Below are 23,469 nucleotides of genomic sequence, written 5' to 3' on the forward strand. Positions count from 1 at the left end.
AGCCGGTTTTGCGAGCCCCGCAGTCGCGAACGGAAGGTAGGCAATGACGGATGCCTCGTCGGCGCCGCGCTGGCCCGGCTCGGTCGCCCTGGTGCTCGGCTCCAGCACCGGTGGGGTGGGGCAGCACATCCGGTCGGTGGCCCGGGGGCTGACCGCCGTCGGCGTGTCCGTGCTGGTCTGCGGCCCGGCCGCCACCCAGGATCAGTTCGACTTCACCGGGGTGGGTGCCCGGTTCGCGCCGGTGGAGATCCCGGCCAGCCCCACCCCTGCCGACACGCGGGCCGTCGCCGCGCTGCGTCGGGCGCTCGCCACCGCCGGGATTGACGTCGTGCACGCGCACGGGTTGCGGGCCGGCCTGGTCGCCGTCCTCGCCCGGCCGGCCGTGCCGCTCGTGGTCACCTGGCACAACGCCGTCCTCGCCGGCGGGCTGCGCGGGCGGCTGTCCCGGTTCGCCGAGGGGATCGTCGCCCGCTCCGCCCGGGTGGCGCTGGGTGCCTCCAGCGACCTGGTGGAGCGGGCCGTCGCGCTCGGCGCGTCCGACGCCCGCCTCGCCCCGGTCGCCGCGCCGACGCTGCCGGCGCCGCGCCGCCGCCGGGCCGCCGTCCGGGCCGAGTTCGGGATCGCCACCGACCGGCCGCTGATCCTCTCCGTGGGCCGGCTGCACCCGCAGAAGCGGTACGACATCCTGGTCGACGCGGCCGCCCGGTGGCGTACGCGAGCTCCGGCGCCGCTGGTGCTGATCGCCGGCAGCGGGCCCGCGTACCTCCAGCTCGCCGCGCGGATCTCGACCGCGCGGGCGCCGGTGACCCTGCTCGGGCACCGCACCGACGTGGCCGATCTGCTGGCCGGCGCCGACCTGGCCGTGGTGACCAGCGACTGGGAGGCCCGGCAACTGTTCGCCCAGGAGGCGATGCGCGCCGGCGTACCGCTGGTGGCGACTGCCGTGGGCGGCCTGCCGGACCTGGTCGGCGACGCTGCGCTGCTGGTCTCCGCCGGCGACGTCGACGCGGTCGACACGGCGGTCCGCGACCTGCTGGACGACGAGTCCCGCCGGGCCGACCTGGCCCGCCGGGGCGCCGCCCGGGCCGCGACCTGGCCGACCGAGGCGGACACCGTGGCCGCCCTGGCCGCGCTCTACGCCGAGCTGGTGCCCGAGCCGTCGACGGGGAACCGGTGATCGTGATGCGTAGCGCGCGGACCCTAAGCGATACGTCGAGCAGCAGAAAGGCGATTGAATGCTGACCGGTCGCCGCTACCTGCTCGCCTTCACACCGGAGCAGGCTGCCTACGCCGAAACGGTTGGCGCGACCTGCCGTGCAGTGTGGAACACCGCGCTGGAACAGCGCCGCGAGTTCCACCGCCGCGGAGCATGGATCAACTACAACGAGCAGGCCCGGCAGATGGCCGAGGCCAAGAAGGATCCGGACTGCGCGTGGCTGGCCGACGCTCCGTCGCACACGTTGCAGCAAACGTTGCGGGACCTGGACCGGGCGTGTAAGACGCATGGGACGTGGAAGGTGCGGTGGCGGTCCAAGGCGCGTACCGCGCCGTCGTTCCGGTTCCCCGACCCGAAGCACATCGCGGTTCGTCGGCTGAGTCGCCGGTGGGGTGAGGTCCGGCTGCCGAAGTTCGGGCCGGTCAGGTTCCGATGGACCCGGTCGCTCGGCGGAACTGTCCGCAACGCCACGGTCTCCCGCGATGGTGGGCGCTGGTACATCTCGTTCTGTGTGGAGGACGGCGTCGCTGAGGCGGCTCCGAACGGTAAGCCGCCGGTCGGCGTGGATCGGGGTGTGGCCGTGGCGATCGCCAGGTCCGATGGGGGCCTGGATGACCGGGCTTTCGCCACTCCAGGCGAGGCGGTCCGGCTTAAGCGGTTGCAGCAGCGCCTGTCGCGGTCGCTGCGGGTTCATGGCCGTAACCATGGGTCTAAGCGCCGGGACGCGGTGCGTGCGGAGATCGGCCGGCTCAACGCCCGCATCCGGCACCGGCGGGCCGACTTTGTTACGCAGGAAGCCGTACACCTTGTCCGCGACCACGGCCTGGTCGCCGTCGAGCGCCTTCCGATCGAGAACATGACCGCCAGCGCCAAAGGCACCGTCGAGCAGCCCGGCCGCAACGTGCGTCAGAAGGCCGGCCTCAACCGGGCCATCCTCGCCAAGGGCTGGGGTGGGTTCCTGCGAAAGTTGGAGCATGCCGCCCGCTACCACGGGGCAAAGATCGAGAAGGTCAACCCCGCGTACACGTCGCAGACCTGCCACGCCTGCAAGCACGTCGCCCCGGTGTCCCGCGAGAGCCAAGCGGTCTTCCGATGCGTCGCCTGCGGGCACCAGGACCACGCCGACGTGAACGCGGCCAAGAAAATACTCGCCGCCGGGCTGGCGGTAACAGGGCGTGGAGACCTCGCCGTTGGGCGGTCCGTGAAGCGCCAACCACCCGAACTGGTCGCAGCGTGAACGCCGATCAGCCACGGGAATCCCACGCCTTCAGGCGTAGGGTGGAAGTCAAGCTGCGCAGGCTGACCCCGGTCCTGCTGACCCTGGTCGTGGTGGCGCTCGGCATCACCGCGCTGGCCGCCCGCCCAGACAACGGCGACCCCGACCGCAGCGCCGACTTCGTGGTGCTAACCGGGGTGGCCGGGCTGCGTTGGGACGACGTGGACCCGGAGACCACCCCGACGCTGTGGCGGATGGCCGAGGAGGGGTCCATCGGTTCCCTCTCGGTACGCTCCGCGCACCGGCCGACCTGCCCGGTCGACGGCTGGCTCACCCTCGGCGCCGGCAACTTCGCCGCCCGGACCGGCAGCCGCCCGGCCGGGGGCTGCCCGGCGGCCGGGGTGGCCGTCGAGCAGCCCGACGGGATCGGTGCCCACCTGCCCGATCAGGAGAGCGTCGTCGCGTACAACCAGGACAAGCTCGCCTGGGGCGCGACGCCCGGCGCGCTGTCGGAGTCCGTACGCTGTTCGGTGGCGGTGGGGCCGGGTGCGGCGGTGGCCGCCGCCCGCCCGTTCGGCCGGGTGGACCGGTACGCGCCGAACCTGCCCGCCGATCCGGCCGGTCTGCTCGGTTCCTGCGTGCTGAGCATCGTCGACCTGGGCACCGTCGACGGCGCGGACCCTGCGGTCCGGGCGGCTGAGGCCCGGCAGGTCGACGCCCGGCTCGCCCGGGTGCTCGCCGCTCGGCCATCCCGCTCGCTGGTCATGGTCGCCGGCGTCTCCGACACCGACGTGTCCCGGCTGCACGTGGCGGTCGCCAACGGTCCGGGCTGGGAACGGGGCTGGCTGACCTCGCCGAGCACCGCTCGCCGGGGCTACCTGCAACTGGCGGACCTGGCTCCCACCGCCCTCGCCGCGCTGGGCCGCCCGATGCCGGAGCGGCTCTTCCTCGGCCGCGCCGCGGTGCCGGTCGGTGGCCGTCCGGCCGACCTACGTGCCGCGATCGCCGGGCCGGCTGACGCGGACCGGGAGGCCCGCGCCCGTCACCCGGTCGCCGGCTGGTTCTTCACCCTGCTCGCCGTCGCCCAGGTGGCCCTCGCCGTGGCGGTCCTGCCGCTGCTGCGCCGGGCCCGCCGGCACGCCGGCCCGCACGGGCCGGAGCCGGTGTCCCGGCGAGTGGTGCGGGCGGTGGAACTGCTGCTGATCGCCGCGGCGCTCGCCGTGCCGGCCGCCCTGCTCGCCGACGGTGCTCCCTGGTGGCGGGGGCAGCACGCCGGCTGGTGGTTCGCGGTGGTGATCGTCCTGCTGATCGTGGGGGGCACCGCCGCCGTCCGGTTCAGCCCCGGCCACGACCGTACCCTCGGCCCGCTCGGCGCGGTGGCCGGGCTGGCCACCCTGGTGGTCGGCGTGGACGTGCTCACCGGCTCCCGGTTGCAGCTCAACGGCGTGATCGGCTACTCCGCCCTGGACGGTGGCCGGTACGCCGGCCTCGGCACCGTCGGCCTGGGCGTGTTCATCGCCGGCGCGCTGCTCTGCGGCGGCTGGCTGGCGCAGCGGGTACCCCGGGCCTGGCGTCCCCTGGTCATGGTGGCGGTCGGCGGTGCCGCCGTGGTGGTGGTGGGCAGCCCCTATCTGGGGGCGGACTCGACCGGTGCGATCGCGCTCACCGCCGGGGTGAGCGTCGCTGCCGCGATCTGCGCCGGCGGCTGGCTGACCATGAGCCGGCTGGCCTGGGCCACCATGGCCGGGCTGGCGGTCACCATCGGCTTCGCCATGATCGACCTGGGCCGGTCGGAGGCCCAGCGGGGCAGCGTGGGGCGGTTCCTCGCCGCGTTGGGCGAGGGCACCGGCGGGCTCACCGTGCACCGGGCGAGCAGCGCCAACATCGAGACCGTGTTCAACAGCCCACTCACCGTCCTGGCCCTGGCCGGCGCGGCGCTGGTCTGGTTCGCCCTGCTCCGCCCGTGGGGCGGCCTGATGCGGCTGTTCGGCATCTATCCGACGATCCGGGCCGCGATGGCCGGCACCGCGGTGGCCGCCGGTATCGGCGGGGTGCTGGGCGGCGTGGCGCTGGACGTGGCCGGGGCGGCGGGAGCCCTCGTGGTGCCGATGGCGGCGCTCGCCGCACTGCGGGTGCTCGACCATGCCACCGACCGCACCCAGCCCGGTGGGCGTCCCGGCGTCGAGGCCGGCCCGGGTGCGGCGGGCGGACCGAGCGGCGGCGGGGCCTGCCCGGGTGGCGGTCCGGCGCCCGGTTCCGCTGATTCGCGGATCGCCGGCCGGCCGGCCGCCGGCGCCGGCTTCTCCAACACGGAGGCCGGAGGCGCCGGCTTCTCCGGAGCGGAGGCCAGCGGCACCGGCCTGTCCGGTGCCGAGGCCGGCACGACGGCAGCCGACGACGGGGACAGGAGGGGCCGGCCGAAAGCGGCCACCGCCGAGCCCGGGACCGCCGGCCGGCCGGTGCGGGTGCCCGTCCAGGGCGCCCCGGCGGGGGCCGAAATGCCCACCATCTGAGGGCGGACCCCGGTTTCACGTGCGTCGACGGCGGGTGCGAGGCCGGCCCGGGGCGGGGAAGGTGTTACCGTGGAATCCCGTGGATCGCGTGATCACTTCGGTGATCGGCACGGCGGTTCGCACGACCGCTACGGACGACACGGGAGCAGGCCTTGGCCCCTTCAGCACGGACGACCAGGCACATTTTCGTCACCGGGGGCGTCGCCTCCTCGCTGGGTAAGGGCCTCACCGCCTCCAGCCTCGGCAACCTGCTGACCGCGCGGGGGCTGCGGGTGGTGATGCAGAAGCTCGACCCGTACCTCAACGTCGACCCAGGGACGATGAACCCGTTCCAGCACGGCGAGGTCTTCGTCACCGAGGACGGCGCCGAGACCGACCTCGACGTCGGCCACTACGAGCGGTTCCTGGACCGGTACCTGTCCGGCAAGGCGAACGTCACCACCGGGCAGATCTACTCGGCCGTGATCGCCAAGGAGCGGCGCGGCGAGTACCTCGGCGACACCGTCCAGGTCATCCCGCACATCACCAACGAGATCAAGTCGCGGATCCTCGGCATGGGCGAGCCGGACGCCGAGGGCCAGGTGCCCGACATCGTGATCACCGAGGTCGGCGGCACGGTCGGCGACATCGAGTCGCTGCCGTTCCTGGAGGCGATCCGCCAGGTCCGCCACGACCTGGGCCGGGACAACTGCTTTTACCTGCACGTCTCGCTGGTGCCGTACCTGGCGCCGTCCGGTGAGCTGAAGACCAAGCCGACCCAGCACTCGGTGGCGCAGCTGCGCAGCATCGGCATCCAGCCGGACGCCCTGGTACTGCGCTGCGACCGGGAGATCCCGGACAAGGTCAAGGAGAAGCTCTCCCTCTACTGCGACGTGGACCGGGAGGCGGTCACCGCCGCCCCGGACGCGCCGAGCATCTACGACATCCCGAAGGTGCTGCACCGCGAGGGCCTCGACGCGTACGTGGTGCGCCGGCTCGGCGTCTCGTTCCGGGACGTCGACTGGTCCCGGTGGGACGACCTGCTGGACCGGGTGCACCAGCCGCGCCACACGGTGACCGTGGCGCTGGTCGGCAAGTACGTCGACCTGCCCGACGCGTACCTGTCGGTGAGCGAGGCGATCCGGGCCGCCGGCTTCGGCCACCGGGCCCGGGTGCAGCTGCGCTGGGTGCCCAGCGACGACTGCGTCACCCCGGCCGGCGCGGCGGCCGCCCTGGCCGGCGTGGACGGCATCGTCATCCCGGGCGGTTTCGGCGTACGTGGCATCGAGGGCAAGATCGGCACCACCCGGTACGCGCGGGAGAACGGCATCCCGCTGCTCGGCCTCTGCCTCGGCCTGCAGTGCATGACCATCGAGGTGGCCCGCCACCTGGCCGGCCTCGACGGGGCGAACTCGCTGGAGTTCGACGAGGAGGCCAAGCACCCGGTCATCGCCACGATGGCCGACCAGGAGGACATCGTCGCCGGCAAGGGCGACCTGGGTGGCACCATGCGGCTCGGGGCGTACCCGGCGAAGCTGGCCGAGGGCTCCCTGGTCGCCGAGGCGTACGGCAGCACCGAGGTCAGCGAGCGGCACCGGCACCGGTACGAGGTGAACAACGCCTACCGCGACCAGCTCACCAAGGCAGGGCTGCGCATCTCGGGCACCTCGCCGGACGGCCGGCTGGTCGAGTTCATCGAGCTGGACCGGAAGCTGCACCCGTTCTTCGTGGCCACCCAGGCGCACCCCGAGCTGAAGAGCCGGCCGACCCGGCCCCATCCGCTGTTCGCCGCGTTCGTCAAGGCCGCCGTCGCGTACTCCCAGGCAGACCAGCTCCCGGTCGACCTGGCGACCGCGCCGCCGGAGGCTGCGGCCGCGAAGGCGAGCCGCAACGGCGCCGCCGCCGCGACGAAGGCAGCGTCCGCGTCGTGAGCGAGCGGAGCGAGCGAACCATTTGGCTCAGTAGCGGGGCGCCTCGCGCCGCCGCCGAGTGGAACGAGGCGGCGGCGTGAGCGGGGTCGAGCATCGGTACGAGGTGACCGGCCACCGGGAGATCTGGTCCGGCCGGATCTTCTCGGTGGTCAGTGACGACGTGACCATGCCCGGCGGCGGCACCGCCTGCCGCGACTACGTCCGGCACGTGGGCGCGGTGGCCGTGGTGGCGCTGGACGACGCGGGGCAGGTGGTGCTGATCCGGCAGTACCGGCACCCGGTCGGCCGGCACCTGTGGGAGCTGCCGGCCGGGCTGATGGACGTCGACGGTGAGGACCTGGCCGCCGCCGCGGCGCGGGAACTGGCCGAGGAGGCCGACCTGACCGCCGGCGTCATCGACGTACTGGTCGACCTGCACAGCTCGCCGGGCTTCTCCGACGAGGTGGTCCGGGTCTTCCTGGCCCGCGACCTCGCCGACGTGCCCGCCGAGCAGCGGCACGACCGGCGCGACGAGGAGGCCGACCTGCAGGTGGTTCGGGTCGACCTGGACGAGGCGGTCGGGATGGTGCTGGCCGGTGAGATCACCAACGCGGCCTGTGTGGCCGGGCTGCTCGCCGCCGCCCGGGCCCGGGCGTCCGGCTTCGCCGAGCTGCGCCGGCCGGAGGCGCCGCTGCCCCGCTGAGCGCGGCCACGACGACGGAAGGGGCCGTGCCCGTCACCCGGCGGCCCGTTCCGTCGTACAACGAACAGCCCCTTCACCGGATGCCTTTCCGCCGCCGGATCGATCGATGCCTGACACATCGTCAGAACGACCGGGCACCGGATGTCACTGTGCTGGCCGCCAACGAGGTCCCACGCGCCTAGACTGCCGCCGGCGGGACCGGTGGACCGTGTCGGCGAAGGAGCCGCCGCGGCGCCGCAGTCGAGGGTGAGCAGCCCCGGAAGAAGGTGTCTGCATCGTGAAGGTCGGAATCCCCCGCGAGGTCAAGAACCACGAGTACCGGGTGGCGATCACGCCCGCGGGCGTCAACGAGTTCACCCGCCACGGCCACGAGGTCTTCGTCGAGTCCGGCGCGGGTGTCGGCTCCAGCATCACCGACGACGAGTACGCCGCCGCCGGCGCGAAGATCCTTGCCAGCGCGGACGAGGTCTGGGGGGCCGCCGAGCTGGTGCTCAAGGTCAAGGAGCCGGTCGCCGAGGAGTACCACCGGATGCGCGAGGGGCAGGTGCTCTTCACCTACCTGCACCTGGCCGCCTCCCGGGAGTGCACCGACGCGCTGCTCGAGCGCAGGGTCACCGGAATCGCGTACGAGACCGTCGAGCTGCCCGACCGTTCGCTGCCGCTGCTCGCCCCGATGTCAGAGGTGGCCGGCCGGCTCGCCCCGCAGGTGGGCGCCTTCTACATGATGCGTACCGGCGGCGGACGCGGCGTGCTGCCTGGTGGCGTCTCCGGCGTCTACGCGGCCAAGACGGTGGTCATCGGCGCCGGCGTCGCCGGTATGAACGCCGCCGCCATCGCGCTGGGCCTGCAGTCCGAGGTGCTGCTGCTGGACAAGAACGTCGCCCGGCTGCGTCAGGCCGACGCCATCTACCGTGGCCACCTGCAGACGGTCGCCTCCAACGCGTACGAGATCGAGCGGGCCGTGCTCGACGCGGACCTGGTCATCGGCGCGGTGCTGGTGCCGGGCGCGAAGGCGCCGAAGCTGGTCTCCAACGAGCTGGTCTCCCGGATGAAGCCGGGCAGCGTACTGGTCGACATCGCCATCGACCAGGGTGGCTGTTTCGAGGACTCGCGCCCGACCACGCACGCCGACCCGGTCTACCGGGTGCACGAGTCGATCTTCTACTGTGTGGCGAACATGCCCGGGGCGGTGCCGAACACCAGCACCCACGCGCTGACCAACGTCACCCTGCCGTACGCGCTCGAGCTGGCCAACCAGGGCTGGCAACAGGCGCTGCGCAACGACCCGGCCCTGGCGCTGGGCCTGAACACCCACGCCGGCAGAGTCGTCTACGGCCCCGTCGCCGAGGCGCACGGCATGGACGTGCTGCCGCTGGCCGAGGTGCTCGGCTGACCGCCACAGTGGACGGGGTCGGCCCGGGCGTGGAACCCGCGCCGGCCCTGCGCCGTGCGGTCCGGGGCTACCTGGACCATCTCACCGTCGAGCGGGGGCTCTCCGCGAACACCCTCGCCTCGTACCGCCGCGACCTCGACCGTTACCTCGCCACCCTGGCCGCGGCCGGGGTGGCGGACCTGGCCGCCGTCGGATCCGCCGAGGTCGAGGGGCACCTGGCCCGGCTGCGCGCCGGCGACGCCGACCACCCGCCGCTGGCCGTGTCGTCGGCGGCCCGCGCCGCCAGCGCCGTCCGGGGGCTGCACCGCTTCGCGCTGCGCGAGGGGCTGGTCGGCGTCGACCCCAGCCGCGATGTCCGCCCACCCACCCCGCCGCGCCGGCTGCCCCGGGCGCTGCCGGTCGACGACGTGGTCCGGCTGCTGGAGGTCGCCGGCCCGGTCGCCGCCACCGGCGACGCGGCGCCCCGCGCGCTGCGCGACCGGGCGCTGCTGGAGTTCCTGTACGGCACCGGTGCGCGCATCTCCGAGGCGGTCGGCGCGGTGGTGGACGACCTGGACGTGGACGAGGGGACCGTGCTGCTGCGCGGCAAGGGTGGGCGGAACCGCCTCGTTCCGGTCGGCGGCTACGCGGTCGAGGCCCTGCGCGCCTGGCTGGTCCGGGGCCGTCCGGCGCTGCTCGCCGCCGGTCGGGGCACCCCGGCGGTCTTCGTCAACGTCCGCGGCGGCCCGCTGACCCGGCAGGGCGCCTGGACCGTCCTGCGCGGCGCCGCCGAGCGGGCCCGTCTGCCGGTCGCCGGCCCCGACGCGGTCTCCCCGCACACCCTGCGCCACTCGTACGCCACCCACCTGCTCGACGGCGGCGCAGACGTCCGGGTGGTGCAGGAACTGCTCGGCCACGCCTCGGTGACCACCACCCAGATCTACACCTTGGTCACTGTGGAACGGCTGCGTGAGGTGTACGCGACCGCCCACCCGCGGGCCCGCGGCTGACCTCTTCGGACCCATCCCGTCGGCCGGTGGTCCGACACGCCGACCCGGTGCCGAACGCGCTGCTGGCGTGTGGCGTACAGTCGGCATCGGCGTGGACCTCATCGGCGACGAACCGGGGGTACGCAGCGGCGCCGCGAGGGACGTCGGACGGCTCCGACGCCGGGTGGTCGTCGGGAGGGGGCAACGAGGACATGGCTGGCAACGAGGACCGTGCCGAGACCTGGACGTCGGAGCTCCGTGAGCAGCAGGCGTCGCTCGGCGCCGACCTCGGCCCGGCCGACCCGGCCGCGTACACGATGCGCAAGCCGATTCCGGAGCCGATGCCGACCGACCGCCACGGCCCGGCGCGGATCATCGCGATGGCCAACCAGAAGGGTGGCGTCGGCAAGACCACCACCACCATCAACCTGGGTGCCGCGCTGGCCGAGTACGGCCGCAAGGTGCTGCTGGTCGACTTCGACCCGCAGGGTGCGCTCTCCGTCGGCCTCGGCGTCAACCCGCACAACCTCGACCTGTCGGTCTACAACCTGCTCATGCAGGACGACGTCACCGCCGACGACGTGCTGATCAAGACGGACGTGGCCGGGCTGCACCTGCTCCCCGCCAACATCGACCTCTCCGCCGCCGAGATCCAGCTGGTCAACGAGGTGGCCCGGGAGATGGCCCTGGCCCGGGTGCTCAAGTCGGTCCGCAAGGAGTATGACTTCATCCTGATCGACTGCCAGCCCTCGTTGGGCCTCCTGGCGATCAACGCGCTGACCGTGGCGCACGGCGTGCTCATTCCGTTGGAGTGCGAGTTCTTCAGCCTGCGCGGCGTCGCGCTGCTGCTGGACACCATCGACAAGGTGCGCGAGCGGCTCAACTTCGACCTGGAGCTCGAGGGCATCCTCGCCACCATGTACGACAGCCGCACCACCCACTGCCGGCAGGTGCTGCAGCGGGTGGTGGAGGCGTTCGGCGACAAGGTCTACCAGACCGTGATCACCAAGACCGTGAAGTTCCCCGAGTCGACCGTTGCCGGTGCCCCGATCACCACTCTCGATCCGGCCTCCTCCGGCGCCCGCAACTACCGCCAGCTCGCCCGTGAGGTGATCGCCGCCCAGGCGGAGCGGTAGGCCGCACGCCGGGGGTTCGGGCCGTGGACTACGGTTTTCCGGTGACCGCACCGCCCCTCGACCCGCCCGCCGCCCCGCGCGGCGCCGCCGACTCGGCGACCGCCGAGCCGGCCGTGGTCGACGGCGTCGTACCGGCCGAAGAATCCGGCAAGTTCACCGTGCGGCTGGACAATTTCACCGGCCCGTTCGACCTGCTGCTGCAGCTCATCAGCAAACACAAGCTCGATGTCACCGAGGTGGCCCTGCACAAGGTCACCGACGAGTTCATCGCGTACATCCGGGCCATGGGCGACCGGTGGGACCTCGACGAGACCAGCGAGTTCCTGCTGATCGCCGCCACCCTGCTCGACCTGAAGGCGGCCCGGTTGCTGCCCGCCGCCGAGGTGGAGGACGAGGAGGATCTCGCCCTGCTGGAGGCCCGGGACCTGCTCTTCGCCCGGCTGCTGCAGTACAAGGCGTACAAGGAGGCGGCGGCGCACCTGGCCGAGCTGGAGGCGGTCGGCGGCCGGCGCTACCCCCGGGCGGTCACCCTGGAACCCCGGTACGCCGAGGCACTGCCCGACCTGGTGCTCGGCATCGGCCCGGAGCGGCTGCTCAAGCTGGCACTGAAGGCGATGACCCCGAAGCCGGTGCCCGAGGTGTCCATCGCGCACGTGCACATGGTCCGGGTCAGTGTCCGGGAGCACGCCGAGATCATCTCCGGGCGATTGCGCCGTGCCGGCACGGCCACGTTCTCGCTGCTCTGCGCCGACTGCGAGATCACCCTGGAGGTGGTGGCCCGCTTCCTCGCCCTGCTGGAGCTCTATCGGCAGGGGCTGGTCGCCTTCGTGCAGGAGCAGGCCCTGGAGGAGCTGACCGTCCGGTGGACCGGCCCCGCCGAGGGCGACACCGAGCTGACCATCGACGAGTACGCCGGTTCCCCGGAGCCGGCCGCCCTACCCGCCCCAGCGGCCGACGCCCCGCCTGCCCCAGCGGCCGACGCCCCGCCCGCCCAGGCGGCCGACGCCCCGCCCGCCCAGGCGGCCGACGCCCCGCCTGTCGGGGCGGCGGACGAGCCCGCACCGACGCAGGAGTGATCCGATGAGCGACGAGGAGCGCCGCGACTCCCTGGCCGACCAGGCCGCTGCCTGGATCCCCCCGTGGGAGCGCCCCACCACGCCGAAGCTTCCCGCCGACGCGGAGCCCGAGCCGCCCGCCGAGCCGCCCTCCGCCGAGCCCGCCGCTGCCGAGCCGGCCACCGAGCTGCCCTCCGCCGAGCGCGTCGCTGCCGAGCTGGCCGCCGAGTCGCCCTCCGCTGAGCCGGCGTCCGCCGAGCCCGCCGGCTCCGATGCCGAGCAGGCCCCTGCCCCCGGGACCGCCGAGGCGGCCACCGGGCGCGAGAAGTCGGCGATCTTGGAGAGTTACCGCTCGCCAGGAACGACAACTCTCCAAGATCCGATGCCGGGAAGCACCGCGGCCGGTCGACCGGAGGAGCCGAGCGCGCCCGTCCCGGCCATCGATCAGCTCGCCCATCTCGACGCCCCGGCCGGCGACCTGCCGGCGGGGGAGGGCGGCGCTGCGGGCGTACCCCCGAAGCAGCCGGCGGGGCGGCGGCGGGCGTCGCCGGCGGCGGAGCCGGCGCCCGAGTTGAGCGACGCCGAGCTGCGCGGGGCGCTGGAGGCGATCCTGCTGGTGGTGGACCAGCCGGTCAGCGAACTGGCCCTGGCCCAGGTGCTGGAGCAGTCCCCGGAACGGATCGGTCCGATGCTCGACGACATCGCGGCCGGCTACACCGCTGCCGGGCACGGCTTCGAGCTGCGCCGGGCCGCCGGTGGCTGGCGTCTCTACACCCGCCCGGAATACGCCACCTACGTCGAGCGGTTCGTGCTGGACGGGCAGTTGGTACGGCTCACCCAGGCCGCGCTGGAAACCCTGGCCGTGGTCGCCTACAAGCAGCCGGTGACCCGGTCACGGATCTCCGCGATCCGGGGTGTCAACTGCGACGGGGTGCTCCGTACCCTGGTCTCCCGCGGCCTGGTCGAGGAGTGCGGCAGCGAACCGGACAGCGGGGCGTTCCTCTACCGGACCACCACGATGTTCCTGGAGAAGCTGGGACTCAACTGCGTGGACGACCTGCCGCCGCTGGCCCCCTTCCTGCCCGACGACGTAGAAGAGTTTGCCGATGCGACGCGATGACCGTGCCCCGAAGCCCGACGCCCCCGTGTACGAGGATGCCGAGCGCCTGCAGAAGGTGCTCGCCGCCGCCGGGGTGGGGTCGCGGCGCGCCTGCGAGGATCTGATCTTCCGGCGCCGGGTCACCGTCAACGGTCGGGTCGCCCAGCTCGGCGACAAGGCCGACCCGACCCGGGACGTCATCCACGTCGACGGTGAGCGGCTGCAGGCCGACACCCGCCTGGTCTACCTGGCCATGAACAAGCCCCGCGGCGTTGTCTCCACCATGGCGGACGAGAAGGGGCGCGCGGCGCTTTCGGACTTCCTCGGCAACCGTGTGGAGCAGCGGGTCTACCACGTCGGGCGGCTCGACGCGGACAGCGAGGGCCTGCTGCTGCTCACCAATGATGGAACCCTCGCCCACCGGCTCATGCACCCGTCGTACGGGGTGTCGAAGACCTACCTCTGCGAGGTGGCCGGGCCGATCCCGCGCAACCTGGGCAAGCGGCTGGCCGCCGGGGTGGAACTGGAGGACGGCCCGGTGCGGGTCGACGCGTTCCGGGTGGTGGGCACCCTGGGCAAGACCGCCCAGGTGGAGCTTTCCCTGCACGAAGGGCGCAAGCACATCGTCCGGCGCCTGCTGGCCGAGGTCGGGCATCCGGTGAGCCGCCTGGTGCGTACCTCGATCGGGCCGATCCGCCTGGGTGACCTGCGCGCCGGGCGGACCCGGCGGCTCACCAACGCCGAGGTCGCCGCCCTGTTCAAGGCGGTGGGTGACTGATTGGCCGTTCCGGGTACGGGGCCCGGTAGGCTTCCTCGCGGTCGGCGACGGCGCCGGGTTGTGGCGCGGCATCAGACGCGTACTTGTCGGGGCGGTCATGGGTGTCGCGGGTCGCGCCCGGCGACGTCGCCAAGCGAACCCGCCAAGACCGCGGGCATCATGGACGAGGGACAACCGCTCAACGGCGCCGGAGACACCGGCGACCCGCGAGGCACGGGCTGAGGAGGAACACGGTGGGGGAGAACGAACGGACCGGGCGGTGCGTGGTCGCGGTGGACGGGCCATCCGGTTCGGGCAAGTCCACCGTCTCGCGGCGGCTCGCCGTCCGCATCGGCGCCCGTTACCTCGACACCGGCGCGATGTACCGGGCGCTCACCTGGGCGGTGCTGCGCTCCGGCGTCGACCTGACCGACACCGAGTCGGTGGCCAAGGTCGCCGGTGACGTCGACCTGCGCATCGGCACCGACCCCGAGGGGTACGGCGTGGTCGCTGACGGCGTCGACGTGGCCAAGGAGATCCGGGGTCCCGAGGTGACCGGCGCCGTCTCCGCCGTGGCCGCCGTGCCGGCCGTACGCGAGCTGCTGGTCGCCCGGCAGCGGCAGATGATCGCCAACGCCGGCCGGATCGTGGTGGAGGGCCGCGACATCGGCTCGGTGGTGGCCCCGGACGCGGACCTGAAGGTCTACCTGACCGCCTCGGATGCGGCCCGCGCCCAGCGGCGCAGCGCCGAGGACGCCAGCGACGTCGCCGCGACCGCCGTCGACCTGGCCCGCCGCGACAAGCTCGACTCGACCCGCAAGGTCAACCCGCTCCAGCAGGCCCAGGACGCGGTCGTGCTGGACACCACCGAGCTGGGCATCGACGAGGTCGTCGCCCGGCTGCGCGACCTGCTCACCGAGCGGGGCGTGGCGTGACCGAGGAACTTGAGGGCTGGGTCGAGCTGCGCGATCCGGAGCTCGACGCCGGGGAGTGGGCCGGCCCACAGCCCGTGGTGGCCGTGGTGGGCCGCCCCAACGTGGGCAAGTCGACGCTGGTCAACCGGATCATCGGCCGCCGGCAGGCGGTCGTCGAGGACATCCCTGGGGTGACCCGCGACCGGGTCCCGTACGACGCGCAGTGGAACGGGCGGGCGTTCACCGTGGTGGACACCGGCGGCTGGGAGCCCGACGCGAAGGACCGGGCCGCGGCGATCGCCGCGCAGGCCGAGGCGGCGATCACCACCGCCGACGTGGTGCTCTTCGTGGTCGACGCGATGGTCGGCTCGACCGATGTGGACGAGGCCGCGGTGAAGATGCTGCGCCGCAGCGCCAAGCCGGTGATCCTGGTGGCCAACAAGACCGACAACACCGCCATCGAGATGGAGGCGACCGCGCTCTGGTCGCTCGGCCTCGGTGAGCCGTACCCGGTCTCCGCGCTGCACGGCCGCGGCTCCGGCGACCTGCTCGACGCCATCATGGACGCGTTGCCCGAGGCGCCGAAGGTGGTGGAGCATCGCCCGCGCGGCCCGCGCCGGGTGGCCCTGGTGGGCCGGCCCAACGTCGGCAAGTCCAGCCTGCTCAACCGCTTCTCCGGGGAGGAGCGGGCGGTGGTCGACTCGGTCGCCGGCACGACCGTCGACCCGGTCGACAGCCTGGTGGAGATCGGCGGGGAGACCTGGCAGCTGGTGGACACCGCCGGACTGCGCAAGCGGGTCGGCAAGGCCAGCGGCACCGAGTACTACGCCAGCCTGCGCACCGCCTCCGCGATCGAGGCGGCCGAGGTGGCGGTGGTGCTGCTCGACGCCGGCGAGGTGATCAGCGAGCAGGACCAGCGAATCCTCTCCATGGTCGTGGAGGCCGGCCGGGCCCTGGTCATCGCGTTCAACAAGTGGGACCTGGTCGACGCCGAGCGCCGCTACTACCTGGACAAGGAGATCGACCGGGAACTGCGGCGCATCCCCTGGGCGATCCGGCTCAACCTGTCGGCGAAGACCGGCCGGGCGGTCGACAAGCTCGCCCCGGCCCTGCGCCGGGCCCTGGCGAGCTGGGAGACCCGGGTACCGACCGCGCAGCTCAACCAGTGGCTCACCGCCCTGGTCCAGGCCACCCCGCACCCCGTGCGCGGCGGTCGGGCACCGCGCATCCTCTTCGCCACCCAGGCCGGGGTGGCCCCACCGCGCTTCGTACTGTTCACCACCGGCCCGCTGGACGCCGGCTACCAGCGCTTCGTTGAGCGCAAGCTCCGCGAGGAGTTCGGCTTCGAGGGCAGCCCGATCGAGATTTCGGTACGCCCGCGCAAGAAGGTCGGCCCCGGCGGGCGCGGCAAGGCCCACGGCTGATCCTGCCGCCAACCGGGTACGGCGTTTGTCGCGCCCCGCGCGGCCGGATGCGGGGCGAGACCGGGGGCCACGCGTGACGCGGGAGGGGCCTATGCGCGGGTGCGAAGATCCTGCGCTAAGCTGTACCGGCTGCCGCAGGGGAGACCCGGCGGGGGCATCGGGACGTGGCGCAGTTTGGTAGCGCACTTGACTGGGGGTCAAGGGGTCGTCGGTTCAAATCCGGCCGTCCCGACAACACAAAGAAAGGCCGCTGACCGGAGCATATGCCCTGGTCAGCGGCCTTTCTTCTGTGCTGAAACAGTGGGGAGTCTGCGATCTAGACCGCGCGTAACTGGGGACCATTTGGGGACCGGCGGGCCTTCAGGTGGGCACTCAGCGCCGCCCCCGCATCCGTGATCGACTGCCGGTCGGGGTGTAGGTACCGCTGGGTTGTGGTCAGCGATCCGTGCCCGGCGATCTTCCGTAGGACATGCACCGGTACGCCTGCGTCGGCCATCCAGGTAAGCCCGGTGTGCCGTAGGTCGTGCCGGCGCAGGTGTTCGTAGCCCAGCTTCGTGACCACCTCATCCCAATGCGTCGCGTCCCGCAGCACGGCGGTGCTGATCCGGCCACCGCGCGGCCCGGTGAACAGCCGTGCCTCGGGCGTGGCCACCGCGTCCAGGCGGCGCGCCACGATCGGCCGTACCTCATCGATCAGCGGCACTGTGCGTGCCCGTTTTCCCTTGGTGCCCTTGTCGATCAGGCCACCGGGGCTGGGTGTGGTCTGCCGGCGTACCGTCCACATCCAGGATTCCCGGTTGATGTCCTCGGCCCGTACGCCTGAGACTTCCCCGATTCGCGCCGCTGTGCAGGCTGCGAATATCACCACCTCGGCCCACCCAGTGAAGCCGTTCGCGGACCGCTCCACCAGCGCGCCGGCAAGCGTGGTCAGCGATTCCCAGTCGGGCAGCGCCAGCGAGCGGGGATCGTCCAATTCGTCTGCGGCCCGCTGGTACTCGCGTTGCCACCCGGTGACCTGCGCCGGGTTGCGCTGGATGATGCCGTCGCGTACGGCCTGCTCCATCACGCGGACCAGCACGGCAAGGCTGTTCTTCACAGTGGATCGGCTGCACTCGTCGGCAATCCAGGAGTGAACAGCCCGATCAACCGCGCCATTGGTAATCATGCGAACGGGAATGTGGCCGAGGGTCGGAACTACCCGCTTGCGCCACCCCGCCAGGTAGGGATCAAGCGTCTTGCGCTCCAACCCGCGCAGCGCCAGGGTCATCACGCTCTCGCCGTATTCCGTCAGGCGCTTGGTCGCGGCGAGCGGGTCCACGCCACCCTGCCCCGCACTGGCCAATCCGTCGATCCACGCCTGTGCTTCTTCCGGCGTGGCGGCTGTCGCGGACTTGGAAAGCCGCCGCTTGCTGGTCGGGTCGACCCACCGGACCCGTGCGCGGTAGGGACGGTCACGGCCCGGCCGGAACTCGACATCGGTCGACAGCCGTACGCCAATCGGCGGTTGCTGAGGCGCTGCCATCATGCCGCCTGCGGGCAGACGCGCCGGGCGGACAGCCAGTGCTGAACGTCGGCCGTCGCGTACTTCACCACCCGGTCGGAGATCTGGATGAACGGCGGACCCTGGAAGGGCGGCGCGGTGCGCCAACGCCGGATGGTCGACGGGTCAACGTCGAGCAGTTCGGCGAGCTCCTCGGTGGACATGAACGGCTTGGGGGAGAGGCCGATGATGTTGTCTCCTTCCTGGGCGGCGGTCGCGTCTGCTGGCTGATTCTGCGGCACGAGTCGCACGGTGAGCGCCTTTCCGGGCGAAAGCGGGTCCTGTGCTGAGTGGCGGGATGGCGCTCTCAGCGGAGGTTTAAGCGGCCCGCTGAGAGCGCCGTGGAGCCAAGATCTTTGGGTTCCGAGGGTGATGGGTAGGGTCTGGGCGAAACATGGCGCATCGCCCCTGTTTCAGCCGATCTAGATTGCGGGGCATCGGCGGCGAGGCTGTCACCGAGATGTCACCGGGATACAGCAGCGTTTCCGCAGGTGAGAGCCGGTCGGGGGACTCTGGTGACTCGGGTGACACCGGAGACACCGGAGACACCTAGGCGGGTAGCCGGTAGCGGCCTCCCGGGTCGCAGGCGACCTGGCCGGCGTCGAGCATCCGGCCGCAGGTCTTCTTGACGTTGTCCACGCCCAACCCGGTGCCCTCGGCGATGGCCTTCGGCGTGCTGCCCGGGAAGGCGCGCAACCACCGCAGAATGGCAGCGCGGGTGTCGCTCACCTCGTGGTCCTCGGCGGGGCCGTCGAGCATGGTCCACGCCCCGACGGCCGGGTCGAACGCCAGCGCGTACTCCGACTCGTCCACGTCGCGGCCGGTCACATGCAGCACCCCGTCGGCCGACCCGCGCGGCCGACGCAGCACGAGAGTGGCATCAGCGGCACCGGCAAGGCCGTTTGTGCCGGACACAGCTTCCAGGAAGTCATCCGACCCGGCCTTGCGGACGTGGTGCACCAGCACCACCGCCACGCCATAGGCGTCGGCAACCTTCTTCGCCCGTCCAACAGCGGCGTAGTCAGCGTCGTAGGCGGACATGCCTGGGGCGGACGTGCCGCGCAGCTTGGCGAACACGTCGATGATGACCATGCGGGCGTCGCGGTTGCGGTCCAGCCAAGCGGCGATGGCCTCGTCACCGCCCTGCGGCAGCGGCGGGCACGCGGTGGCCAAGGTCAGCCCGTCCGGCGCGGCCCGTCCGGCCAGGATCTTCGCCATGCGGGACTGCAACCGGCGCGGGGTGTCCTCCAATGCGAGGTAGAGCACCGGCCCGGGTTCGGTGGCGATGCTGCCGAACGCCCTGCCGCCCTCGGCGACGGTCAGGCCGAGGCCGAGGGACAACCACGACTTGCCCACCTTCGGTGGTCCGGCGAGCAGGTTCACGCCCTCGGACAGCACCCCGGGCACGGCCCACCGGGGCGGCGGGAACTCCATCGCCATCAGGTCGGCTGCGGTCCACGAGGTACGGATACGGCCCGGCTCCCGGCGGATCGGGGAGATGACCTCGGCGGCGGTGTCGTCGCCCGGCTGCACCACGCGCAGTTCGGGCCGCTCGGCGGGGGCGTTCATGCGGCCACCTTTCGGGGACGGCGCGCCCCGGCACGCAGCCCGGACGCGATCGTGCGTGCGGTCTCGACCGGCCGCAGCCCGGCGGTGTGGGCGGCCTCGGTGAGCACGGCGGTAGCGTCGGCCTCGGCGAGCGCGCCACCGGCCACCAACTGGCCGAGGGCAACCGCGGAACGGTAGAGCGCGTGATTCCGGCCGCCAGATGTGGCGCCGGTGACCTCGGCGACCTGGGCGCGGATCGCGGCGTCGACGTAGGCGGCGCGGCGGCCGGTGCCGAGGTCGACCACCACCGGCCGTTGCGGCGGCAGCGGCGCGGGTGCCAGCAGCGCGGCGAGCCACGCGGGCAGCGGGGCCGGGTCGGTGTCGAGGTCGAGGGTGTAGGGCCGTCCGGCGACGGCTGAGCCGGCGGCGACGACGTAGCCGCCGTGGGCGCGGGTGTCGACCATCGGGCCGAGGGTGCCGGCGGTGTTGCGCAGTGCCGGCCCGTGGTCGGGATGGCGGTAGTAGAGGTGCGTGCCGCACCGGCCGGTGGTCACGGTGTAGGTCGCCTCGATACCGGCCTTGTGCGCGGCGGCCAGCTCGGCGAGCACGTCGAGCCCGGTCGAGCCGTCCGGGCCGTTGCCCTTGGGCACGTCCAAGTCGACCACCACCAGCCCGGACGGGCCGCACGCGAGGCCGATCCCGTAGGGGCGGGCCGACCACGCCCGGCGGATGCGGTCGGGGTCGGTGGTGGCGCGCAGCTCCCACCCGAGGTGCCGGCCGGCTGCGCGGCAGCGCGGGTCACGGCCGGTGCAGTCGTCGGCCGGGTGGTCGGGAAACGCGGGCCTCTTGTCGTCGGGCCGCAGTGGGAAGACGTGCCACCCGCGTTCGGCGTGGCCGAGGGCGGCGGCGAGAAGGTCAGTCACGGTGTCTCCTAGGCGGGTCGGCGGTGGGCGCGGGCGGTGCCGAGGTCGATCAGCGCGCCACCAGCGGTGTCTGATGTGGAGGCGGGCCGCCCCGTGCGGGCGGCGATGGTTAGGCGTAGGTAGAGCCGGTGCCGACCGGCGTCGCTGCCGATCAGCGGTCGGCGGGTGCCGCGTTGGGCGAGCCGGCCGGCGGCGGTCAGCGCGGCTACGGCGGCGTCTAGTTCGGCCGGTGTGCCGGTCAGCCACACCTCAAGGCTTGCCAGGTGCGGGTCACGGGGCAACGCCCCGTCGCGTCGCGGGGCGGGCATCAGGCGGCCCTACCGGGTCGCGGCCGAGCAGCGATGGCCGCGCGGGTGACGGTGTGCCGCAGGTCGCCGAGCAACCCGGCCAACTGGCGGCGGGCGGCCACCTCGCCGGGGGCGAGGGCGACCCTGACGCGCACCTCGGCGTGCTCCCGCCCGGCGGCCGTCCGCACTCGCACCAGGACGGCGCGGGCACGGCCGGGCAGGTCGACCACGATTTCCTCGGATCGGTGTTCGCCGAGGCCGCAGCGATGGTCCCGGCCGCACCACGCGGTGTGTCCGGTCTGGCGGTTCATCGCTTGGCCGCCTGGTACTCGTCCTTGATGTGGTTGATGGCGTGCCGTCCGACGCGCAGCCGCAGCCCGGTGCCGGCGCAGTGGCGGCACTCCCGCCCGTTGCGGCTGAGCGGGGAGCGTTTGCGGCCGGTGCCGTTGCAGGTGCGGCAGTGTCCGAACGGGACGACCACGCACAGGGCGAGGTAACCGAGCGTGATTGCGGCGAGGATGAGGCAGGGGACGGTGGCTAGCAGGGTGCGGGGGGTCATGACAGCCTCCAGGGCCGGTTTCAGGGTGTGTTCGGGGGAGGCCGCTAGATTCCTAGCGTCCTGATCAGGGTTCGGATGGCGTCCTAGGGGCGGTCCTAGGTCTAGGAGGTGCCTGGTCCTAGACCTAGGACCGATCGCGGGTTAGCTCGCGTCCCGCTTCCGGTTACGCTCCGCGATGGCGGCGATGATGGAGGCGCGTTCGAAACCGCCCCGGTTGGCGCCCTTGCCGGTGTCCGGGTCGGTGCCCCACGTCTGCCCGACCTTGATCCCGTAGGGCTTGAGCGCGACGGTGACCCGCTCGGCGTCCCACCCGTGGTAGACCTCGGGTCGCAGCTCGGCGAGCCGGGCGGCGACGGTGCGGCACCACACCTTGGCCTCGCTCGCCGGGACCACGGCGGCGATGTCCTCCAGCAGGTTGAAGGTGATGGTTGGGGCGGTGGTGGGCTGGTCGCCGAGGGCGTGGCCGGTGAGCCGTCCGGCGGCCTCGCGGGCGGTGCGGGCGCGGGCGGCGATCCGCTCGGCGAGGGGCCCGTCGATGTTGACGGTGGTGGTGATCCGGGCGTCTGCTCCCTCGCCGACGAAGTAGCCGGTGCCCTTGTCGGTCCAGGCGAACATGGTGGCCCGGATGCCCTGCTTGTACTGCGAGGTGCCGAGCACCATGTCGTTCTCGGTCTGGCCCATGACCTTGAGGCAGAACCGGGTGGACGCGTTCGCGCTGATCCCGGTCGGGAGGCTCTTGGCGTCCGGCCGCTGGGTGGCGAACACGGGGATGATCCCGAGTGCCGGCCCGCGCTTGACGAGGTCGGTGCTGATGGCTTCCAACTCTTTGCCGTACTCGGGGTGCTCGAACCACTTCTGGCACTCGTCCACCCCGATCACGAGGGGGTGCAGGCCGAGGGACTTCTTCGACGCCAGCTCGGGGGTGACCTTGTTTTCGGGGCATAGGTCGCGGGGGAGGTCGCGGATCACCTTGGCGCGGCGGCGCAGCTCCTCGCGTAGCTCCCGCATGCCGGCCACCGCGTACTCGATGTCCTCGTCTTCCTCCCCGGCGCGGTAGCGGTGGGCGACTTGCTCCAGCGCGGACAGGTCGCCGGTGCCCTTGAGGTCGTAGGCGTGGATCTCCGCACGCGGGTCCAATGCGGCGATGAGCAGTACCTCCCGCAGCGTAAACGTCTTGCCCATGCGGGGGATGGAACCGATGACCATCGCCATGAACATCAACGTGAGTTCGACCCATCGGCCGCGCGGGTCGGTGCCGAACGGCTGCGGCCGGAACAGGTCCACGGTGCCGGCCTTGAGCAGCGGCCACGCCGGCTTGCGGGCCTTGGACATGTCCTGATCCCCGACCCAGAGCACGAGGCGGCCGGGGTGCACCTCCGGTTGTCCCTCGGGCCACACACAGCCGAGGGGCCGGCTGAGGCCGGCGGCCAGCTTTTCCCGCTTCTCGATGACCTCGGTGGCGGTGACGCCGTTGGGCAGCTCCACATCGGCGCGCCAGCCGGGGCCGTCGCGGGTGATCGGGGCGGGAAACCAGTCCTTGCCCCGGTCGCCCTTGGCAAGCGCTTGGTTGATGCCGGTGATGCCGAGGTTGCCCAGCGCCCGCACCACCACATCCGAGGTGAGCTTCTGCACCTTCGGCACCATGACGGCGGTGTCCAACAGCGGCTTGTCGGCCGGGCGGCCCAGCGCGCCGAGGGCGGCCAGAATGGCGGCGAGGGTGCCGTAGCGGGCCTCGGGCGGGGCCAGGGCGTAGGCGATGCCGAGGGCGGGGAGCACGCCGAGGACGGCGGCGGCGGTGACGAACCCGCGCCACCGGACGCGCTGGTCACGCAGCTTCGACACCTTCAGGTACAACTCGGCGTCGCCCTTGTCCGCCATCAACTGGCGGACGTGCTCGCCTTGCAGGTCGAACAGCCACCGCCCCCACCCGGTCAACAGCCGGCCCGCGCCACGCGGGGAACGCCAGACCAGCTTGCCGGCGTACTTCGGGCTGCGAGTCAGGTGGTAGGTGCCCGCGTGGAACAGGTGCCCGACCGTCCATCGGGCCGCGTCGCGCAGCTCGGCACGCGAGCGCAGCCACGCCGGCACGATCGGCCGCCGCTTCGCGTCCTGCAACCCGGCCACGGTGAACCGCGGGGACCGCTGCGCGGCGGGCGAGTCGACCAACCGCCCGGGGGCGTCGGCCAGGTCGTCGTCGGGGACGGCGGATGCCTGCCGGCGGGACCGGGCCGCGTCCAGATCCACCACCTCGGCGTCGGGAGAGTGCAGGTCACGCTCGGCGGCCTGCCAGTCGAAACGGTCATCGTTCGGGGGGTTCATGATGGGGGTT

Annotated in this window: 20 protein-coding genes, 1 tRNA gene and 1 pseudogene; 14 read left to right on the forward strand and 8 right to left on the reverse strand. The window is 72.7% G+C overall.

Annotated features, from left to right (window positions below):
- Positions 1-43 precede the first annotated feature (43 nt).
- The 14 genes from ACNAW0_RS25460 (at position 44) to ACNAW0_RS25525 (ending at position 16,515) form a co-directional block, all read left to right on the forward strand.
- Entirely contained in the window at positions 44-1,177 is a 1,134-nt protein-coding gene (locus tag ACNAW0_RS25460; protein WP_416290536.1) for a glycosyltransferase family 4 protein, read from the forward strand.
- Positions 1,178-1,235: 58 nt separating this feature from the next.
- Entirely contained in the window at positions 1,236-2,453 is a 1,218-nt protein-coding gene (locus tag ACNAW0_RS25465; protein WP_416290537.1) for an RNA-guided endonuclease InsQ/TnpB family protein, read from the forward strand.
- 41 nt (positions 2,454-2,494) lie between these two features.
- Positions 2,495-4,945, forward strand: coding sequence for a hypothetical protein (locus ACNAW0_RS25470; RefSeq protein WP_416290538.1), 2,451 nt, complete (start codon positions 2,495-2,497; stop codon positions 4,943-4,945).
- Positions 4,946-5,097: 152 nt separating this feature from the next.
- Positions 5,098-6,855, forward strand: coding sequence for a CTP synthase (locus tag ACNAW0_RS25475; protein ID WP_416290539.1), 1,758 nt, complete (start codon positions 5,098-5,100; stop codon positions 6,853-6,855).
- Between the two features lie 76 nt (positions 6,856-6,931).
- On the forward strand, positions 6,932-7,537 hold the full coding sequence (locus ACNAW0_RS25480; RefSeq protein ID WP_416290540.1) for an NUDIX domain-containing protein: 606 nt from the start codon (positions 6,932-6,934) through the stop codon (positions 7,535-7,537).
- 277 nt (positions 7,538-7,814) lie between these two features.
- Entirely contained in the window at positions 7,815-8,930 is a 1,116-nt protein-coding gene (gene ald / locus ACNAW0_RS25485) for an alanine dehydrogenase (RefSeq protein WP_416290541.1), read from the forward strand.
- An 8-nt stretch (positions 8,931-8,938) separates the two neighbouring features.
- Positions 8,939-9,919, forward strand: coding sequence for a site-specific tyrosine recombinase XerD (locus ACNAW0_RS25490; protein WP_416290542.1), 981 nt, complete (start codon positions 8,939-8,941; stop codon positions 9,917-9,919).
- Positions 9,920-10,110: 191 nt separating this feature from the next.
- The gene (locus tag ACNAW0_RS25495) at positions 10,111-11,034 is read left to right on the forward strand and encodes a ParA family protein (protein WP_416290543.1); all 924 of its coding nucleotides are present in this window, start codon (positions 10,111-10,113) and stop codon (positions 11,032-11,034) included.
- Between the two features lie 41 nt (positions 11,035-11,075).
- The gene (locus ACNAW0_RS25500; RefSeq protein ID WP_416290544.1) at positions 11,076-12,110 is read left to right on the forward strand and encodes a segregation and condensation protein A; all 1,035 of its coding nucleotides are present in this window, start codon (positions 11,076-11,078) and stop codon (positions 12,108-12,110) included.
- Between the two features lie 313 nt (positions 12,111-12,423).
- Entirely contained in the window at positions 12,424-13,209 is a 786-nt protein-coding gene (gene scpB, locus ACNAW0_RS25505) for an SMC-Scp complex subunit ScpB (protein WP_416290562.1), read from the forward strand.
- On the forward strand, positions 13,196-13,966 hold the full coding sequence (locus ACNAW0_RS25510; protein ID WP_416290546.1) for a pseudouridine synthase: 771 nt from the start codon (positions 13,196-13,198) through the stop codon (positions 13,964-13,966). The genes scpB and ACNAW0_RS25510 overlap by 14 nt, the downstream gene beginning before the upstream one ends.
- A gap of 233 nt (positions 13,967-14,199) precedes the next feature.
- Complete coding sequence (gene cmk / locus ACNAW0_RS25515) at positions 14,200-14,880, forward strand: (d)CMP kinase (RefSeq protein WP_416290547.1); 681 nt, start codon at positions 14,200-14,202, stop codon at positions 14,878-14,880.
- Positions 14,877-16,283: a ribosome biogenesis GTPase Der gene (der, locus tag ACNAW0_RS25520; RefSeq protein WP_416290548.1), complete on the forward strand. Its 1,407-nt coding sequence runs from the start codon at positions 14,877-14,879 to the stop codon at positions 16,281-16,283. Before cmk ends, der begins: the two co-directional genes overlap by 4 nt.
- 158 nt (positions 16,284-16,441) lie before the next feature.
- Positions 16,442-16,515, forward strand: a tRNA-Pro gene (locus tag ACNAW0_RS25525).
- A gap of 84 nt (positions 16,516-16,599) precedes the next feature.
- On the opposite strand, the gene ACNAW0_RS25530 is transcribed toward ACNAW0_RS25525, so the two are convergent.
- The 8 genes and pseudogenes from ACNAW0_RS25530 to ACNAW0_RS25565 form a co-directional block, all read right to left on the reverse strand.
- Positions 16,600-17,805, reverse strand: a complete 1,206-nt coding sequence (locus ACNAW0_RS25530; protein ID WP_416290549.1) for a tyrosine-type recombinase/integrase — start codon at positions 17,803-17,805, stop codon at positions 16,600-16,602.
- The gene (locus ACNAW0_RS25535) at positions 17,805-17,987 is read right to left on the reverse strand and encodes a helix-turn-helix transcriptional regulator (protein WP_416290563.1); all 183 of its coding nucleotides are present in this window, start codon (positions 17,985-17,987) and stop codon (positions 17,805-17,807) included. Before ACNAW0_RS25535 ends, ACNAW0_RS25530 begins: the two co-directional genes overlap by 1 nt.
- A 299-nt stretch (positions 17,988-18,286) precedes the next feature.
- A pseudogene (locus ACNAW0_RS25540) lies at positions 18,287-19,392 on the reverse strand (AAA family ATPase).
- On the reverse strand, positions 19,389-20,369 hold the full coding sequence (locus tag ACNAW0_RS25545) for a bifunctional DNA primase/polymerase (protein ID WP_416290564.1): 981 nt from the start codon (positions 20,367-20,369) through the stop codon (positions 19,389-19,391). The pseudogene ACNAW0_RS25540 and the gene ACNAW0_RS25545 overlap by 4 nt, the downstream one beginning before the upstream one ends.
- Positions 20,303-20,602, reverse strand: a complete 300-nt coding sequence (locus ACNAW0_RS25550) for a hypothetical protein (protein WP_416290550.1) — start codon at positions 20,600-20,602, stop codon at positions 20,303-20,305. Before ACNAW0_RS25550 ends, ACNAW0_RS25545 begins: the two co-directional genes overlap by 67 nt.
- Positions 20,602-20,892, reverse strand: a complete 291-nt coding sequence (locus tag ACNAW0_RS25555) for a hypothetical protein (RefSeq protein ID WP_416290551.1) — start codon at positions 20,890-20,892, stop codon at positions 20,602-20,604. The genes ACNAW0_RS25550 and ACNAW0_RS25555 overlap by 1 nt, the downstream gene beginning before the upstream one ends.
- A complete protein-coding gene (locus ACNAW0_RS25560; RefSeq protein ID WP_416290552.1) occupies positions 20,889-21,140 on the reverse strand; it encodes a hypothetical protein in 252 nt (83 codons plus the stop codon). The genes ACNAW0_RS25555 and ACNAW0_RS25560 overlap by 4 nt, the downstream gene beginning before the upstream one ends.
- A 141-nt stretch (positions 21,141-21,281) precedes the next feature.
- On the reverse strand, positions 21,282-23,459 hold the full coding sequence (locus ACNAW0_RS25565) for a cell division protein FtsK (RefSeq protein WP_416290553.1): 2,178 nt from the start codon (positions 23,457-23,459) through the stop codon (positions 21,282-21,284).
- Positions 23,460-23,469: the final 10 nt, after the last annotated feature.

Origin of the sequence: Micromonospora sp. SL1-18 (assembly GCF_047921505.1) — a bacterium.
Taxonomy (GTDB): Bacteria; Actinomycetota; Actinomycetes; order Mycobacteriales; family Micromonosporaceae; genus Micromonospora.